Annotated in this window: 17 protein-coding genes; 9 read left to right on the top strand and 8 right to left on the bottom strand. The window is 70.9% G+C overall.

What is annotated here, in order from left to right; all coding sequences use genetic code 11:
- Positions 1–51: 51 nt before the first annotated feature.
- Genes ACH4ZX_RS34575 through ACH4ZX_RS34565 form a run of 3 tightly spaced genes read left to right on the top strand, consistent with a single transcriptional unit; the run spans position 52 to position 3,376 of the window.
- Complete coding sequence (locus ACH4ZX_RS34575) at positions 52–1,041, top strand: carbohydrate ABC transporter permease (protein ID WP_398281737.1); 990 nt, start codon at positions 52–54, stop codon at positions 1,039–1,041.
- On the top strand, positions 1,038–1,880 hold the full coding sequence (locus tag ACH4ZX_RS34570; protein WP_398281734.1) for a carbohydrate ABC transporter permease: 843 nt from the start codon (positions 1,038–1,040) through the stop codon (positions 1,878–1,880). Before ACH4ZX_RS34575 ends, ACH4ZX_RS34570 begins: the two co-directional genes overlap by 4 nt.
- A gap of 8 nt (positions 1,881–1,888) precedes the next feature.
- Positions 1,889–3,376, top strand: coding sequence for a glycoside hydrolase family 3 protein (locus ACH4ZX_RS34565; RefSeq protein WP_398281731.1), 1,488 nt, complete (start codon positions 1,889–1,891; stop codon positions 3,374–3,376).
- A 64-nt stretch (positions 3,377–3,440) separates the two neighbouring features.
- Here ACH4ZX_RS34565 and nagB read toward each other — a convergent pair whose 3' ends face one another.
- Positions 3,441–4,226 (bottom strand): glucosamine-6-phosphate deaminase, encoded by a 786-nt coding sequence (gene nagB, locus ACH4ZX_RS34560; protein WP_398281728.1) that lies wholly within the window; start codon positions 4,224–4,226, stop codon positions 3,441–3,443.
- 202 nt (positions 4,227–4,428) lie between these two features.
- Between nagB and ACH4ZX_RS34555 the strand changes: the two genes are divergently transcribed.
- Positions 4,429–5,112, top strand: a complete 684-nt coding sequence (locus ACH4ZX_RS34555; RefSeq protein ID WP_398281725.1) for a TetR/AcrR family transcriptional regulator — start codon at positions 4,429–4,431, stop codon at positions 5,110–5,112.
- Positions 5,113–5,483: 371 nt separating this feature from the next.
- The gene (locus tag ACH4ZX_RS34550; RefSeq protein WP_398281722.1) at positions 5,484–6,959 is read left to right on the top strand and encodes a sensor histidine kinase; all 1,476 of its coding nucleotides are present in this window, start codon (positions 5,484–5,486) and stop codon (positions 6,957–6,959) included.
- 180 nt (positions 6,960–7,139) lie between these two features.
- Here the strand turns inward: ACH4ZX_RS34550 and ACH4ZX_RS34545 are convergent, their stop codons facing one another.
- Together ACH4ZX_RS34545 and ACH4ZX_RS34540 are read right to left on the bottom strand one after the other, a co-directional pair.
- The gene (locus tag ACH4ZX_RS34545) at positions 7,140–7,397 is read right to left on the bottom strand and encodes a WhiB family transcriptional regulator (protein WP_003992873.1); all 258 of its coding nucleotides are present in this window, start codon (positions 7,395–7,397) and stop codon (positions 7,140–7,142) included.
- A 321-nt stretch (positions 7,398–7,718) separates the two neighbouring features.
- The gene (locus tag ACH4ZX_RS34540) at positions 7,719–8,687 is read right to left on the bottom strand and encodes a diacylglycerol kinase family protein (RefSeq protein WP_324786098.1); all 969 of its coding nucleotides are present in this window, start codon (positions 8,685–8,687) and stop codon (positions 7,719–7,721) included.
- A gap of 115 nt (positions 8,688–8,802) precedes the next feature.
- Between ACH4ZX_RS34540 and ACH4ZX_RS34535 the strand changes: the two genes are divergently transcribed.
- Positions 8,803–9,252, top strand: a complete 450-nt coding sequence (locus ACH4ZX_RS34535; RefSeq protein ID WP_398281718.1) for a hypothetical protein — start codon at positions 8,803–8,805, stop codon at positions 9,250–9,252.
- A 225-nt stretch (positions 9,253–9,477) separates the two neighbouring features.
- Here the strand turns inward: ACH4ZX_RS34535 and ACH4ZX_RS34530 are convergent, their stop codons facing one another.
- From ACH4ZX_RS34530 to ACH4ZX_RS34520, 3 genes are all read right to left on the bottom strand, one after another.
- Positions 9,478–10,596: an RNA polymerase sigma factor SigF gene (locus ACH4ZX_RS34530; RefSeq protein WP_398281715.1), complete on the bottom strand. Its 1,119-nt coding sequence runs from the start codon at positions 10,594–10,596 to the stop codon at positions 9,478–9,480.
- A gap of 17 nt (positions 10,597–10,613) precedes the next feature.
- Positions 10,614–11,027 carry an anti-sigma regulatory factor gene (locus ACH4ZX_RS34525; protein ID WP_161069408.1) on the bottom strand — a complete coding sequence of 138 codons (414 nt, stop codon included), beginning with the start codon at positions 11,025–11,027 and terminating at the stop codon, positions 10,614–10,616.
- Positions 11,028–11,287: 260 nt separating this feature from the next.
- Positions 11,288–11,548 (bottom strand): UBP-type zinc finger domain-containing protein, encoded by a 261-nt coding sequence (locus ACH4ZX_RS34520; RefSeq protein WP_398281712.1) that lies wholly within the window; start codon positions 11,546–11,548, stop codon positions 11,288–11,290.
- A 64-nt stretch (positions 11,549–11,612) separates the two neighbouring features.
- On the opposite strand from ACH4ZX_RS34520, the gene ACH4ZX_RS34515 reads away from it, so the two are divergent.
- Positions 11,613–13,208 carry a Na+/H+ antiporter gene (locus ACH4ZX_RS34515; RefSeq protein ID WP_398281709.1) on the top strand — a complete coding sequence of 532 codons (1,596 nt, stop codon included), beginning with the start codon at positions 11,613–11,615 and terminating at the stop codon, positions 13,206–13,208.
- 32 nt (positions 13,209–13,240) lie between these two features.
- On the opposite strand, the gene ACH4ZX_RS34510 is transcribed toward ACH4ZX_RS34515, so the two are convergent.
- Together ACH4ZX_RS34510 and ACH4ZX_RS34505 are read right to left on the bottom strand one after the other, a co-directional pair.
- On the bottom strand, positions 13,241–14,134 hold the full coding sequence (locus tag ACH4ZX_RS34510; RefSeq protein ID WP_398281706.1) for a 1-aminocyclopropane-1-carboxylate deaminase/D-cysteine desulfhydrase: 894 nt from the start codon (positions 14,132–14,134) through the stop codon (positions 13,241–13,243).
- 22 nt (positions 14,135–14,156) lie between these two features.
- A complete protein-coding gene (locus ACH4ZX_RS34505) occupies positions 14,157–14,747 on the bottom strand; it encodes an N-acetylmuramoyl-L-alanine amidase (protein ID WP_398281703.1) in 591 nt (196 codons plus the stop codon).
- A gap of 289 nt (positions 14,748–15,036) precedes the next feature.
- Between ACH4ZX_RS34505 and ACH4ZX_RS34500 the strand changes: the two genes are divergently transcribed.
- Complete coding sequence (locus ACH4ZX_RS34500) at positions 15,037–16,443, top strand: family 2B encapsulin nanocompartment shell protein (RefSeq protein ID WP_398281700.1); 1,407 nt, start codon at positions 15,037–15,039, stop codon at positions 16,441–16,443.
- A 46-nt stretch (positions 16,444–16,489) separates the two neighbouring features.
- Positions 16,490–16,690, top strand: a complete 201-nt coding sequence (locus ACH4ZX_RS34495) for a hypothetical protein (protein WP_398281697.1) — start codon at positions 16,490–16,492, stop codon at positions 16,688–16,690.
- Positions 16,691–16,897: the final 207 nt, after the last annotated feature.

Here is a 16,897-nt window from a genome sequence, read left to right as displayed (position 1 = left end):
TCGGCGGGGTCCCGCCGTCCGCCGACCTGAGGGACCGCTGAGGAGCGCGCGATGAGTGCCGCAGACACGACCACCCCCGCCAAGGTGCCGCCGCCGCGGCCGGCGCCGCCACCGCCCGCGCCGTCCCGGAGGCCGCGCAGACGGCGGAAGTCGGGCCCCGCGGCCACCCCCTGGCTGCTGCTCGCGCCCTGCCTGCTGATCCTCGCCCTGGTCATGGGCTATCCGCTCGTCCGCCTGGTCACCCTGTCCTTCCAGAAGTTCGGGCAGTCGCAGTTGTGGGGCTTCCAGCCGGCCGAGTCGGTCGGCTTCGACAACTTCGGCAAGGTGCTGGGGGACGGCGAGTTCTGGGCCGTCGTGCTGCGCACGATCGTCTTCGCGGGCGGCGCCGTCGTCCTCACCATGGTCGCGGGCATGGCGATCGCCCTGCTGCTGCAGCGGGTCTCCAGGTGGCTGAAGACGCTGATCAACATCGTGCTGGTGGCAAGCTGGGGCATGCCGGTCATCGTGGCCACGACCGTCTTCAAGTGGCTGTTCGACTCCGACTACGGCGTGTTCAACGCGCTGCTCGACAAACTGCCCGGCGTCGAGATGATCGGCCACAACTGGTTCGCGAGCGGGCCCGAGGGGCTGGCCGTGATCATGCTGCTGGTGGTGTGGGGCGCCGTGCCCTTCGTCGTCATCACCCTGAGCGCCGGCCTGACCCAGGTGCCCCGTGAACTGGAGGAGGCGGCCCGGCTGGACGGCGCGAACTCCTGGGGCGTCTTCCGCTGGGTCACCCTGCCCGTCCTCAAGCCGATCATCGTAATGCTCACGACGCTGTCGGTGATCTGGGACATGGGCGTCTTCCCGCAGGTCTTCGTCATGCGCGGCGGCCACCCGGAGTCCGAGTTCCAGGTCCTCAACACCTACTCCTACGACCGCGCGTTCGTCGTCAACGACTACGCCCAGGGCTCGGCGATCGCCCTGCTCACCGTGGCCCTGCTGCTCGGTGTCGTCGCCGTCTACATGCGCCAGATGCTGAAGATCGGAGAGGTCGAATGAGCGCCCTCGTCACCGCCGGGCGCCGCAGGTCGCGGCTCGGGTACAACCTGCTCGGCCTCCTCGTCTTCGTCACCGCCGGCTTCCCTCTCTACTGGATGGTCGACACGGCGTTCAAACCGGCGAAGGACGCCATCGACCCGGACCCGAGCCTGCTGCCGACCGGGATCACGCTCGACAACTTCCGCCGGGCGCTGGACATCGCCGACTTCTGGGGGCCGGTCGGCCGCAGCCTGACCGTCTCCCTCGCCGTGGTCGTGATCGGCATGGTGATCGGCCTGCTGGCCGCCCTCGCCATCTCGCGGTTCGCCTTCCGCGGCCGCAAGATCGTGATCGTCGGCATCCTCGCGGTCCAGATGGTGCCGCTGGTCGCCATGATCATCCCGGTGTTCCTGCTGCTGAACGACCTGGGGCAGTACGACAAACTCACCGGCCTGATCATCACGTACCTGACCTTCATCCTGCCCTTCACGGTGTGGACGCTGCGCGGATTCATCGTCAACATCCCGAGGGAACTGGAGGAGGCGGCGATGGTCGACGGGTGCTCACCCACCGGCGCGTTCCTCCGGGTCGTCTTCCCCCTGCTGGCCCCCGGCATGGTCGCCACCTCGGTCTACGGCTTCATCCAGGCCTGGAACGAGTACCTGTACGCCCTGATGCTGCTGAGCCAGAAGAACCAGACCGCGACCGTCTGGCTCGGCAACTTCACCACCAAGCACGGCACCGAGTACGCCCCGATGATGGCCGGCGCCACCATGATGGCCGTGCCGCTCGTCGTCCTGTTCCTGCTCGTCCAGCGCAAGATGGCCGCGGGTCTGACCGCCGGCGCCGTGAAGGGATGACGCCCCCGATGACGACGATCACCGACGGTACCGACACCCTGACCCGGGACGCCCTGACCGTCCTGCAACCCGGCTTCACCGGGACCACCGCCCCCGACTGGCTGCTGCGGCGCCTGGGCGAGGGCCTCGCCTCGGTCGGCCTGTTCGGCCGCAACATCGTCTCCGCCGCGCAACTGTCCGCCCTGACCGCGCGGTTGCGCGCGGAACGGGACGACGTGCTGGTCGCCGTCGACGAGGAGGGCGGGGACGTCACGCGCCTGGAAGTGCGTACCGGCTCCAGCTTCCCCGGCAACCACGCCCTCGGCGCGGTCGACGACGTGGAGCTGACGAGAGCGGTGGCCCGCGAACTCGGCCGCCGCCTCGCGGCCTGCGGGGTCAACCTCAACTGGGCCCCGTCCGCGGACGTGAACTCCAACCCGGCCAACCCGGTCATCGGCGTCCGCTCCTTCGGCGCCGACACCGGCCTGGTCGCCCGGCACACGGCGGCCTACGTGGACGGCCTGCAGTCCTCCGGGGTCGCCGCCTGCACCAAGCACTTCCCCGGCCACGGCGACACGGCCGTCGACTCCCACCACGCGCTGCCCCGCATCGACGTGGAGCGGGCGGTCCTGCGGTCGCGTGAACTGGCCCCGTTCCGCGCGGCGATCGCCGCCGGCACACGCGCCGTGATGAGCGCCCACATCCTGGTGCCGGCCCTGGACCCGGAGCGCCCGGCGACACTCTCGCACCGGGTGCTGACCGACCTGCTGCGCGGCGAGCTCCGCTACGACGGCCTCATCGTCACCGACGGCATGGAGATGCAGGCCATCGCGGGCACCTACGGCATCGAACGAGGCAGCGTCCTCGCCATCGCGGCCGGCGCGGACGCGATCTGCGTGGGCGGTGGTCTCGCCGACGACGAGACGGTACGCCGCCTGCGCGACGCCCTGGTCACCGCCGTACGCGCCGGTGAACTGCCCGAGGAGCGCCTGGCCGACGCCGCGGAACGGGTGCGCCGCCTGGCTCGCTGGACGGCGGCGGCCCGCGCCGCGGGTGCGCTGGGCGCGGCCGACGACGAGGTGGGCCTGCGGGCGGCCCGGCGGGCCCTGCGGCTGACCGGCGCCGACGGCTTCACGCCGCTCACCGAGCCGCCCTACGTCGCCGCCTTCGCCCCCGTCGCCAACATCGCGGTCGGCGCCGAGACGCCCTGGGGCGTCGCCGCGGAACTCGTCCGGCTCCTCCCCGGCACGGAGACGGGCAGCTTCACCGGAGCGGACGCGGGCCGGGAGGCCCTCGCCGCAGCCGGCCCCCGCCGCATGGTCGCCGTGGTCCGCGACGAGCACCGGCACCCCTGGATGGGGGCCGCCCTGGACCTCCTGCTGAGGGCCCGCCCCGACACGGTGGTCGTCGAGATGGGCATCCCGCAGGCCCCGCCCCGCGGCGCCCTCCACATCGCCACCCACGGCGCGGCCCGGGTCTGCGGCCGCGCGGCGGCGGAGGTCGTCGCTGGCGTGTAGTCCGCACGACACCGAAGGCGCCGGCGCCCCGCAGCGGCCGGCGCCTTCGCGTGTCCGCGGGCGGCTAGAGCCCCTGCCACTCCGGCTTGTTGACGTAGGCGTAGCGGAAGTAGCCGGCCAGCTTCAGCTTGGACGCGGCGGCCTCGTCGGCCACGACCGTCGCATGCGGGTGCAGCTGGATTGCGGAGGCGGGGCACACCGCCGCGACCGGTCCCTCGACGGTCGCGGCGAGCGCGTCGGCCTTGCCCTCGCCGGTCGCCAGCAGCACCAGGTGCCGTGCCTGCAGGATCGTCCCGATGCCCTGCGTGATGACGTGGTGCGGGACCTGCTCGATGTCGCCGCCGAAGAAGCGCGCGTTGTCGACGCGGGTCTGCTCGGTGAGCGTCTTGATCCGGGTGCGCGAGGCGAGCGAGGAGCACGGCTCGTTGAACCCGATGTGCCCGTCGGTCCCGATCCCCAGCAACTGCAGGTCCACCCCGCCGGCCTCGGCGAGCGCCCTGTCGTACACCGCGCACGCCTCCGGTACGTCCTCGGCCGTGCCGTCCGGCCCCATGAAGGCGTCCGCCGGGATCCCGAGCGGCTCCAGCACCTCACGCCGCAGCACCGAGCGGTAGGACTCCGGATGCTCGGCCGGCAGCCCCACGTACTCGTCGAGCTGCGCGATCCGGGCGCGCGAGGCATCCACGGCACCGGAGCGGACCTTGGCCGCCAGTGCCTCGTACACCGGCAGCGGGGTCGACCCGGTGGCCACCCCGAGCAACGCGTCGGGCTTGCGCCGCAGGAGCCGCGCCATGGCCTCGGCGACGATCTCGCCACCCGCCTTGGCGTCCGGAACGATGACAACTTCCACGCTGGGCCTGCCGATCTCTGAAGGGACTCAACTGGGCTCGAGGAACAGCTCATGTGGTATAGACCAGTCGAGGTCAATTTAGCAGAGTCTCCTTCGTTCCGGCTCATACCGATACCCTCCATGATTTTCTAGCGGTCGATACAGAAATGACCGTACAACGGACCGCCGAAAATTCTCTAGCATCCGCTATACAATTCACTCCATGGTGGTCGGTGAGGAGACGAAGGCGCAGGTCAGCGCCACGGAGGGCGGCCCGGAGAATGCCGCGGAGAGCGCCGTGGACGCCCGGCCCGTGCCCAAGCGGCGCGGCCGCCCTCGTTCCTTCGACCGCGAGACCGCCCTGGAGAAGGCCGTCATGGCCTTCTGGGAGCACGGCTACGAGGCGACCTCCGTCTCCGACCTCACCCGGGTGATGGGCATCGGCGCCCCCAGCCTGTATGCGGCCTTCGGTGACAAGCGGGCGCTGTTCGAAGAGGTGGTGCGCGTCTACGGCACGCGCTACGGCTCCTTCGGGGAGCGGGCGCTGGCCGAGGAGCCCACCGCCCGGGCGGCCGTCGAGCGGATCCTGCGGGAAGCCGCCGTGGAGTACACCGCCCCCGGCCGCCCGCACGGCTGCCTCGTCGTCCACGCGGCCACCAACTGCACGAGTCCCGAGGTCGAGGAGTCCCTGCGTGAGCGGCGCAACGCCGACATCACCGCCTTCGAGAGCCGGATCCGGGACGGGATCGCCGCGGGGGAACTGCCGGCCGGCACCGACGCCCGCGCGCTGGCCCGGCACACGGGCGCGGTCCTCCAGGGCATGTCCCAGCAGGCGCGCGACGGCGCGAGCCGGGAGGAACTGGAGGCGCTCGCGGAAATTGCCCTGACCATCTGGCCCCGCACATGAACCCATACGGGTTAGGCTGCGTGGTGGATGCCAGGACGTCCGAACAGTTGGGGCCGGAACACCGAAGAACAGCTCCCGACTCATGGACACGCGCAGTGGTCTAGTCCACAATTGAAGCAGTGCGAAGAAGTACCGCAGGCTTCCGCCTTCCCCGCACAGGAGGGCGGGACCGAGGAACCGGAGCTCTCTGCCCTGACTGCCCCGGATCCTCGACATTCGGCCGACCGGGACCGCACACCCCACGGCCGATATTGCTCCGGGCTGCGGTGCCAGGAGGGTTGAGGGTCCCTCCGGGCGCCGCGGCCCGCGGGTGTTCCTCCGCAGGGCCGCGCATTTCGGAGTGGGACAAACCCCCAGGTACGCTCGCACACGTGCCCTCCATGAACGAACTGGTCCACCAGCACACCGCCCTCGACGACTCCGACCTCGAGTGGCTGCACCTGCTGGTCTCGGAGTGGCAGCTGCTCTCCGACCTCTCCTTCGCCGACCTCGTCCTGTGGGTTCCCACCCGCGACGGCACGCGATACGTCTCCGTCGCCCAGATGCGGCCCAACACCGGTCCCACCTCGTACCAGGACGACATGGTCGGCCACCTCGTCCCGCGCGGGCGCCGGCCCATGCTGGACGCGGCGCTCGACGAGGGCCGCATCGTGCGCGAGGGCGATCCGGAGTGGCGCGAGGAAGTCCCGGTCCGGGTCGAGTCGATACCCGTCCGACGGGAGGGGCGCGTCCTCGGCGTCATCGCGCGCAACACCAACCTGCTCACCGTGCGCACCCCCAGCCGCCTGGAGCTGACCTACCTGCAGAGCGCCTCCGACCTGGCGCAGATGATCGCGGCCGGCGCCTTCCCGTTCGCGAACCAGCAGATGGACATGGACGCCGCGCCGCGCGTCGGCGACGGCCTGATCCGCGTCGACGCGGACGGCATCGTCCAGTACGCCTCCCCGAACGCGCTGTCCGCATACCACCGCATGGGCCTCGCCTCCGACCTCGTCGGCCATCACCTGGGCAGGACCACCGCCGAACTGGCCCCCACCCGTGGCCCGGTGGACGAGGCACTGGCGAAGGTGGCCAGCGGATGGGCACCCCGCGAGTTCGAGATCGAGGCCCACGACGGGGTCATCCAGTTCCGCGCGATCCCGCTCAAGCCGAAGGGCACCCGCATCGGTTCACTCGTGCTGCTCCGCGACGTCACGGAACTGCGACGCCGCGAGCGCGAGTTGATCACCAAGGACGCGACCATCCGGGAGATCCACCACCGGGTGAAGAACAACCTGCAGACGGTGGCCGCCCTGCTGCGTCTGCAGGCCCGGCGCATCGAGTCCGACCGCGGCCGCGAAGCGCTCGAGGAGGCGGTGCGCCGGGTCGGCTCCATCGCGATCGTGCACGAGACGCTGTCCCAGAACCTGGACGAGCGCGTGGAGTTCGACGAGATCGCCGACCGGGTGCTGGCGATGGTCGCGGAGATCTCGCCGGGCAAGGTCACCGGCCGGCGCAGCGGCCGCTTCGGCATCCTGGACGCCGAGGTCGCGACACCCCTGTCGATGGTGCTCACCGAGATCCTGCAGAACGCCCTGGAGCACGGTTTCCGGGAGGGCGACACCGGCACCGTCGAGGTCTCGGCGGTCCGCGGCGGCACCACCAAGGAGGCCCGCCTGCTGGTCACCGTCCAGGACGACGGCGTCGGTCTGCCCGAGGGCTTCGACCCGCACACCGCCGGGAACCTGGGTCTGCAGATCGTACGGACCCTGGTGGAGGGCGAGTTGGGCGGCACGTTCGACATGGTCCCGGCGCCGGAGCGGGGGACGCAGGTGCTCCTCGACATCCCGGTGCGCCCCCACAAGTGACAGCAAGAAGCCCCGGACCGCGCACGGTCCGGGGCGAATGCTCGTTGCCAGCAAGTGCTGCGCATCGTAGGTACTGCGCGCTGCGGCTCGGGGGCGGGAGATGCGTACTCGCTCGCTACGGATCATCGCCCGTAGGGCACACGCGCCGCCAAGCTCAGGCTGTCAGCAGGGGTGCGAATGTCAGGCGGAGGCCTGACGGGCCCGGTTGCGAGCGGCGCGGCGCTTCATCGCGCGGCGCTCGTCCTCGCTGAGACCACCCCAGACGCCGGAGTCCTGGCCGGACTCGAGCGCCCACTGCAGGCACTGCTCGATAACCGGGCAGCGACGGCAGACGGCCTTGGCTTCCTCGATCTGCAGCAGCGCAGGACCGGTGTTGCCGATGGGGAAGAAGAGCTCGGGGTCTTCCTCGCGGCAAACGGCGTTGTGACGCCAGTCCATGGCTGCTACCTCTCCTTGGTATTACGTGCAAGTTGCTTGTGAATGTGAACGCTTTCACGAAACCCTCAACAAGTGAAGGGCCTACCGCCGAGTCTTCCCCGGTGTGGTCCTGTGTTTTGGAGAGGGGTTCCGGTGATCTGTCGAGGCCGGTGTTGCGGGCCGTCCCGATCGCCACGTAGAGACTCGCAAACCTCAGCGGCGGATACAACCCCTTCCGGAAAGTTTTTTTTGATTCCTCGGTGTCGACTAGGTCACAGCCGTACTTCCATGGGGTGGATCCTGGCCTAAACGTTCGAGTGAAAGGACTTTGGGCCCTTCCACTCACACAATCACACGCAGTGCACGGCGTACGCCTGTGAACGTCACGCTCGTACGCAGTCCGAGGTGGTCGCCGTCCATCTGAAGCGGCAGAGGCACCTTCGAATGCAAGGTGAAGCGGTCCAGGTCGTGCAGGGACACCGCGTGCTTGCCGTGGGGTCCGCGCTCGGGGGACGAAGTGAGCAACTGGGTCGCATACCGGGCAACCGCGGCGGTGGACATGCGGCTGAGACCGAGTACGTCGAGCCCGGTATCGAACGAGGCCTTAGGTGACGCGTACACCGGACGATTGCCCAGATAGGTCCACGGAGCCGTATTGCAGACTATGGACAGCACCAGATCGGTCACCGGGTCCTCGCCCGGCCGCTCCAGAGTGATGGTGCCGTGACGGCGATTCGGCTCCTGCAGGAATTGGCGGACGACCTGGCGCAGATAAAGGGAGTGGGTGGACTTCTTTCCCCGCTCGCGCTGCTGCTCGACCCGCCCGACGACGCCCGCGTCGAAACCGAGCCCGGCGCAGAAGGTGAACCACCGGGCCGGCGCCGCCTCGTCCTCGGTGCCCGGCGTGCCCGCCGCTATGCCCATGCCGACCGAGCGCTCGCTGCCGTCGCGCAGGGCGTCCAGCAGGGCGCCGGTCGCCTCGACCGCGTCGTTGGGCAGGCCCAGGGCGCGGGCGAAGACGTTGGTTGAGCCGCCGGGGACCACGGCGAGGCGGGGCAGGCGCTCGGGGTCGGGGCCGGAGTGCAGCAGGCCGTTGACGACCTCGTTGACCGTGCCGTCGCCGCCGAGGGCCACCACCAGGTCGATGTCGTCGCTCTCCGCCGCCTGCCGGGCGAGATCACGCGCGTGCCCCCGGTACTGGGTGGTCACCGCCTCGAGTTTCATCTCGCTCGCGAGCGCATGGATCAGAACGTCGCGCGTACGTGCGCTTGTGGTGGTTGCCGCCGGGTTGACCACGAGGAGTGCACGCATGGGTTGCAGCGTACCTACTGGGTGGTACCGGGCACAGGCCGAGGTGTGGATCGGGTAAGGATCAGCGCGTGAACCTCGACACGGAGGCCCGCCCGCCGGCGGCTACCCTTCAGGGGTGAGCAGTCAGCAGACCCCCGCAGCCCCGGAGACCACCGGCCCCCGCCCGCGCCGTCTGACGTACGCCGCGGCGCTCACCGCGCTGGAAGGGCTCGCGCTCGTCGTCGGAGGCGTCTGGATGCTCGTCGAGGGCTTCACGGGCGCCCCGGACGACCGGCGGTCCGCCGTCACCGGCGGCATCACGCTGGTCGTCCTCGCGCTGCTGCCGCTGCTGGCCGCGCGCGGACTGCTCGCCCGGCGCGGCTGGAGCCGCGGGCCGGCCGTGATCACGCAGATCATGGCGCTGCCGGTGGCCTACAACCTGCTGCGGGCGGACAGCGTGGCGATCCCGGCGGGGATCGCCCTGGCGGTCGTCGCCGTCGCGTCCCTGGTGCTGCTGGTCAACGCCGAGACCACCCGGGCCCTCGGGATCCGGGGGCCCGGCGGCACGGGGGGCGACCGCACTTAGGGCCTGCCCGGCGGATCATGCCGGAGACGCGGGGTCTGGCACGCCCGTCTGCGGCGTTGTCGTCGGTTGCCGACTCCCCCACGCTCGGCTGCGCTCGCGCGGGGGGACCCCCATCGCGTCGACGCCCTCCTCCGCCTTGCATCTGGACGCACCAGACCCCGCTCACCTGGGCTGCAAGGCACCGCTGGTCTCCTCCGACTTGATCCGCCGGACAGGCCCTGGCGGTCACTCCTCCACCAGCAGCTTCTCCCGCAGCTGCGCCAGCGTCCGGGCCAGCAGCCGGGAGACGTGCATCTGGGAGATGCCGACCTCCTGCGCGATCTGCGACTGGGTCATGTTGCCGAAGAAGCGCAGCAGCAGGATCCGCTTCTCGCGCGGCGGCAGATCCTCCAGCAGCGGTTTGAGGGACTCGCGGTACTCGACGCCCTCCAGGGCCTCGTCCTCCGCGCCGAGGGTGTCGGCGACCGCCGGGGACTCGTCGTCGGTGTCCGGGACGTCCAGGGACAGCGTGGAGTAGGCGTTGGCCGACTCCAGGCCCTCCAGGACCTCCTCCTCCGAGATCGCCAGCTTCTCGGCGAGCTCGTGGACCGTGGGCGAGCGGCCGTGCTGCTGCGAGAGCTCCGCGGTCGCCGTCGTCAGGGCCAGCCGCAGCTCCTGCAGACGGCGCGGGACGCGGACCGCCCAGCCCTTGTCGCGGAAGTGCCGCTTGATCTCGCCGACGACCGTCGGGGTCGCGTACGTCGAGAACTCGACGCCGCGGTCCGGGTCGAAGCGGTCGACCGACTTGATCAGACCGATGGTGGCGACCTGGGTGAGGTCGTCCAGCGGCTCACCGCGGTTGCGGAAGCGGCGCGCGAGGTGCTCGACGAGCGGCAGGTGCATGCGGACCAGCTGGTTGCGCAGCTCCGCGTACTGCGGGCTGCCCTCCGGCAGCGCGCGCAGCTCGACGAACATCGCCCGCGCTCCGCTGCGGTCCTGCGGGTCGTGCTCCGCGGCCTGCACGCTCGGCGCGCTCGGCGCGTCGTCCCCGGCGTTTCGCTCGTGCTCGCTCATCGTCCCGCCCGTTGCCCTTCCCCGAGCCCTGGCCGCTTCCCCCGCCTTCGGCCTGGCTCGGGCGGGGGAAGCGCCAGGGGCAGGGGTGACCCCGACCCGGCCGCCCAGAGGCGTGCTCTGTGCGGCACCTTCCCGATCCCGCTGCCCGTCGCCCAGGCCGGCCCTCGGGGAATCGTCCTCCGGGTGCGGCCGGGCCTGCTCGGGAATGCCGTCGACACCGTCCGCCATGTGCCGGGACCCGCCTGTGCCCTCGGCCGGCAGCTCCCGTGTGCCGCGCTCTTCGTCACGCACCGGCCCGTCCCCTGTCCTCACGCCGGCCCGGGTCCGGCGCCGCGCTGTTTGTAGAGGCTGATCGAAACGGTCTTGTCCTCGTCCACGGCCGAGGAGACCTTGCCCGCGAGCGCGGACAGCACCGTCCAGGCGAAGGTGTCCCTGGAAGGGGCGTGGCCGTCCGTGGTGGGGGCCGAGACAGTGACCTCGAGCGAGTCGTCGACGAGCCGGAAGACACAGCTGAGCACCGAGCCGGACACGGCCTGCTGAAGCAGGATCGCGCAGGCCTCGTCCACGGCGATGCGCAGGTCCTCGATCTCGTCGAGGGTGAAGTCCAAACGGGCGGCGAGGCCGGCAGTCGCCGTACGCAGCACCGACAGGTAGGCACCCGCAGCCGGCAGCCGGACTTCCACGAAGTCCTGGGTCGCGGGCTCGCCTGCGATCTGGGACACCCTCACCTCCATGGTGGTACAAGCTATTCAGGGCCGAGGGTCGCCCCCCGGGGTAACGCGACGTGTGGTTCAGCGGTGACGCTACCGCGCTCCCGACTTTTCTGTCCCCGGGACCCCGACCCCTCGTCGTCACTCACAGTAAAGCTGTGAACACGCTCCGTGTCTAGGGGTCTGGCGGCTCCAAATGGGAAGAAGGCGCGCCGGGTTGACGTACCCAGACGTCAGACCGTCGAACCGTCCGGAAACGGAGTCGTCCGGAGTCACACAAGTACGTGATCCACGAAGCACCAGCGCCAGCTCTCGCCGGGTTCGAAGGTGCGCATGACCGGGTGTCCGGAATCCTTGTGGTGCTCCGTCGCGTGCCGTCCCGGCGAGGAGTCGCAGCAGCCGACGTGACCGCAGGTGAGGCACAGCCGCAGCTGGACCGGGTGTGTGCCGTTGCGCAGGCACTCCGGACACGTCTCGGTCAGCGGCTCGGGTTCCGGGTGCGGCAGCACGTCGGCGTGCGTGCACTGTTTCATGATTGCCAGGTTACGACGCCCGCGCGGACAGCCGCGCGGAAAAAACTCGAGGGTGGGCGAGGACATGGACGTGATGCCACTGCTGCTGCTCGTGGCGGGCAGCGCCGCCGTCGCGGCGGCCGCGCGACGCACCCCGGTGCCGGCGCCGCTGCTGCTCGTCGCGGCCGGGCTGGTGGTGTCGTACCTCCCCGGGGTGCCGGACTACACCCTCGACCCGGACATCGTGCTGCCGCTGGTGCTGCCCCCGCTGCTGCACAAGGAGGGCGTCGAGAGCTCCTACCTCGACCTGCGGGCGCAGATACGTCCGGTGGCCCTGCTGTCGGTCGGATACGTGCTGTTCGCGACCTTCGTCGTCGGCTGGGCCGCCTATCTCATCGTGCCGGGGCTGCCGCTGCCCGCGGCGCTGGTGCTGGGCGCGGTGGTGGCGCCGACGGACGCGGTCGCGGCGGCGGCGGTCGCCCGCCGGGTGGGGCTGCCGTCCCGGATCACCACGATCCTGCAGGGCGAGTCCCTGCTGAACGACGCCACCGCGATCACCGCCTACCGGGTCGCCCTGGCGGCGGCCGTCGGCGAGGGCGCCTCCTGGGCGGGTGGGATCGGCGAGTTCCTGCTCGCCGCGGTCGGCGGCGTCGTGGTCGGGCTGGTGCTGATGGCGCCGATCCACTGGCTGCGCACGCACGTGCGTGAGGCGCTGCTGCAGAACACCATGTCCCTGCTGATCCCGTTCGTCGCCTACTCCGTGGCCGAGCAGGTGCACGCCTCCGGTGTCCTCGCGGTCGTGGTCGTCGCCCTCTACCTCGGGCACCGCGCGTGGGAGGTCGACTTCGCCACCCGCCTGCAGGAGGAAGCGGTGTGGCGGATGGTCGCCTTCGTCCTGGAGTCGGCGGTGTTCGCGCTCATCGGACTGCAGCTGCCCGTCGTCCTGAAGGGCCTGGGCGAGTACGAGGGCGTCGCCGCCGCGGGCTACGCGGGCGCCCTCTTCCTGGTGGTCGTCGCGACCCGCTTCCTGTGGGTGTATCCGGGCACGTTCGTGCCCCGCATGCTGTCCGCGCGGATCAGGGAACGCGAGGAGAACCCCACCTGGAGGGGGCCGGTCGTCACGTCCTGGGCCGCGATGCGCGGCGTCGTCTCGCTGGCGATCGCCTTCTCCATCCCGCTCACCGTGCACGGCGGCGATCCCTTCCCGCAGCGCAACCTCATCCTCTTCCTCACCTTCACGACGGTCATCGGGACGCTGGTGGTGCAGGGCCTCACCCTGGCCCCGCTGATCCGCCTGCTGAAGTTCCCCGCCCGGGATGCCCAGGCCGAGACCCTCGCGGAGGCCAACGCCCAGGCACAGGCCTCCCGGGCCGCCGAACGACGCCTGGACGACCTCCTCGCCGACGAGCGCAACGCCCTCCCACCGCCGCTCGCCGACCGGCTGCGCCAGGTCCTCGAACGCCGCCGCAACGCCGTGTGGGAACGCCTCGGCTCGGTCAACCCGGTCAGCGGTGAGAGCGTCGACGACACCTACCGGCGGCTGTCCCGGGAGATGATCGGCGCCGAGCGCGCGGTGTTCGTGAAGCTGCGCGACGGCCGTCACATCGACGACGAGATGCTCCGGAGCCTGCTGCGGCGGCTGGACCTGGAGGAGGCGGCGCTCTACCGCGAGACGGCGTAGGCCCGCCGGGCGGGCTCGGGGGAGCAGGGGGGTCAGGGGAAGGGGCGTCCGGTGACGACCGCGGCCAGCGTGGTGCCGCGCGGGAACGCGCCCTCCCGCGCCAGAGCGACAAGTCCGTAGAGCAGTTTGGCGACATAGAGACGTTCGACGGGTATGCCATGGCGGTGCTCGAAGTCCTCGGCGAAGGCGGTCAGTTTGCCGGTGACGCGGGCGTAGCCGCCGAAGTGGAACCGTTCGTCGAGGCGCCAGTTGCCGCGCGGGCCGCCGAAGGCCCGCCGTTGCAGGCTTCGTATCTCGGCGGTGAGGAAACCGCCCCTGAGGACCGGGATACCGATCGCGCGCTGGCCGGGGGCGAGGCCCGCGGCGAGGCCCGCGAGCGTGCCGCCGGTCCCGCAGGCGACGGCGGCGACGTCCACGCGGCCGCGCAGTTCCTCGCCCAGGGCCCGGCAGCCGCGCACCGCCTCGGAGTTGCTGCCGCCCTCCGGGACGACGTAGGCCCCCTCGGCGCCGGCCGCGCGCAGGACGGCCGCCAGCGTGTCCGGTTCGGACTTGCGGCGGTAGGCCGACCGGTCGACGAAGTGCAGCCGCATGCCGTCGGCCGCGCACCGGGCCAGTGAGGGGTTGAGGGGGCGGCCGGCCAGTTCCTGGCCGCGGACCACGCCCACGGTGGGCAGGCCGAGCAGGCGCCCCGCGGCGGCCGTGGCCCGCAGGTGGTTGGAGTACGCGCCGCCGAAGGTGACGACCGTGCGCCCGCCCGCCGCCGTGAGGTTCGGGGCGAGCTTGCGCCACTTGTTGCCGACCAGTTCGGGGTGGATCAGGTCGTCGCGCTTGAGCAGGAGGCGGAGGCCGCGGGCGGCGAACCGGTCGTCGGACACTTCCTGCAAGGGGGAGGGGAGGCGGGGGCGCAGGGGGTCGACGGAGGTCACGGCACCATTGTGGCCCGCGGCGTCACTTCAGCCGGTCCCGGATCCGCTCGCGCAGCCACGCCATCGTGAACCCCCGCGGATCCACCTTCCCCGGCTGCCACTCCAGGTGCCCGATGACCGACCGCTGCGTCCAGCCGTGGTGGCGGCAGATCGCCGCCGCGACCTTCTCGATGGCCTCGAGCTGGGCCTCGGGCCAGGGGTCCTGCCCGTCGCCGAGGTTCTCGCACTCGAAGCCGTAGAAGTGGCGGTTGCCGTCGGTGTCGGCCTCGTTGTCCGGCGGGAGTCCCTTCTCCGCGATCACCGCGCGCAGCACGTCGTCGTCGCCGAGGCCGGCGTGGTTGGCGCGGCCGTAGCCGACGAGGTGGACCACGCCGTCCTTGGTGATCACGCCGTGGCACAGCGGGCCGGGCAGGTCGGCGTAGCCCTTGCGGCAGATCTCGACGGTGCGCTCGCTGCCGCTGGTCACCGTGTGGTGGATCATCACCCCGTGGACGGGACCCCACGGTCCCTTGTGGTTGCGGTTGTGGTGCTTCCAGTCGCCGACCTCGACGACGGTGACGCCCTCCGCTCTGAGGCCGTCCAGGAACGCCTTCGCAGACATGGGTGTGGCCATGACCGCCTCCTTCGTGCCGTGCCGGGGGCCGCCGGGCGCGGCCGCTCGTTGCCGGAGATGTACCGAAAGTGAGAGCTTGGTCACACATTGTCATGTCGGCGGCTGGCGGGATCCGGCCATCTCGCAGTCGTCGAGGCGGTGGGCGGGGCCCCATATTGCCCGGTGACCGGTGATCCATTCCCGCTCTTTTGTGTAATGGATTCGGTACGCACGGTGATGGAGAGTTGATCCCGCAGATCGATGTCGCGGTGCACACCGTGCCGGGGCATGACCGGGAGGGCGATTTTCTATGTCGGTAGGCGAAGAGGTCCGGGCGGAGCAGGGCAGGCCGCAGCAGAGCCTCGGCACGGCAGCCGCACGGAACCTGGCCACCACGACCAAGTCCGTGCCCCAGATGCAGGAGATCAGCTCGCGCTGGCTGCTGCGCATGCTGCCCTGGGTGGACGTCCAGGGCGGCACGTACCGGGTGAACCGGCGCCTGACCTACGCCGTCGGAGACGGCCGCATCACGTTCGTGAAGACCGGCGACCGTGTCGAGGTCATCCCCGCCGAGCTGGGGGAACTGCCGGCGCTCCGGTCGTACGAGGACGAGGAGGTGCTCACGGAGCTGGCCCGCCGCTGCCGGCAACGCGAGATCGCGCCGGGGAACGTCATCGCCTCCTTCGGCAGTCCGGTCGAGGAGGTGTACCTCCTGGCGCACGGCAGGGCCGAGAAGGTCGGCACCGGTCCGTACGGCGACGACGCGGTACTGGGCGTCCTCGCCGACGGCGCCCACTTCGGTGAGGCGGTCCTGCTCGACCCGGACGCCATGTGGGAGTACACGGTCCGCGCGGACACCGCCTGCACGGTGCTGGTCCTGCCCCGCCGTGACTTCGATCAGGTCGCCGAGCGCTCCGAGTCGCTGCGCGAGCACCTCAGGCAACGGCGTTCGATCCCCCGGCAGCGCACCAACAGGTACGGGGAGAAGTCGATCGACCTCGCGGCCGGCCACTCCGGCGAGCCGGACATCCCGCACACGTTCGTCGACTACGAGGCCAGTCCCCGCGAGTACGAACTGAGCGTCGCCCAGACCGTCCTGCGCATCCACACGCGCGTGGCCGACCTCTACAACCAGCCGATGAACCAGACGGAGCAGCAGATCCGGCTGACCGTGCAGGCGCTGAGGGAGCGTCAGGAGCACGAACTGGTCAACAACCGCGAGTTCGGGCTGCTGCACAACTGTGAGTACGACCAGCGGCTCCAGCCGCACGACGGTGTGCCCGGCCCCGACGACATGGACGAACTGCTCAGCAGGCGGCGCGGCACCAAGCTGTTCCTCGCGCATCCGCGCGCGATCGCCGCGTTCGGCCGCGAGCTGAACAGGCGCGGGCTGGTCCCGGAGACCATCGAGATGGCGGGCAACCGCATCCCCACCTGGCGCGGGGTACCGATCTTCCCCTGCAACAAGATCCCGGTCACCGAGGCCCGTACGACGTCGATCATCGCCATGCGTACGGGCGAGGCGGAGCAGGGCGTCATCGGGCTGCAGCAGACCGGGATCCCGGACGAGATCGAGCCGAGCCTTTCCGTGCGCTTCATGGGCATCAACGAGCAGGCGATCATCAAGTACCTGGTGACGGCCTACTACTCGGCCGCGGTCCTGGTGCCGGACGCGCTCGGAGTCCTGGAGAACGTCGAGACCGGGCGCTGGACGTGACGTCCTCACCCGCGCGGGCGGTCGGCGACCGGCCTACCCTGAGGGCATGGACAGAGACAGGCCGGTCTGTCCCGTCTGCGGACAGCCCCTGCGGACCGTCGTCGTCGCACGCCACAAGACGCTGGGCGCGTGGGTCCCGGTCTGGAAGCCCGGCCCGTGCGAGAACCCGGACTGCGCGGCGTACGGCGGGGAACGCGCCGAACCGGACGCGAGCCCCGAAGAGCACGGTGCCGCGAAGGAGTCCTGACGAAGCACTCGGGCTCGGTAGCGTTCCTGCAGCACGCCGGCGCCCGACTCCTCGACCCGGGCGAACAGCGCGTCGCAGTCGGCGGTGCGGGTTCATGGCCCCGACCTAGGCCCAATGCCGGTGACTTAGGTGGTGTGTGGTCTGGAGATCGTGAGGACTGCCGTGGCTGGTGGCGGCAGGTTGCGGTGTTCGGCTCGTTTGAGGGGC

Origin of the sequence: Streptomyces sp. NPDC020490 (assembly GCF_044335305.1) — a bacterium.
Classification (GTDB): Bacteria; Actinomycetota; Actinomycetes; order Streptomycetales; family Streptomycetaceae; genus Streptomyces.
Note: the sequence above shows the minus strand (reverse complement) of the source record. Positions and strands in the feature narration are given on the sequence as shown.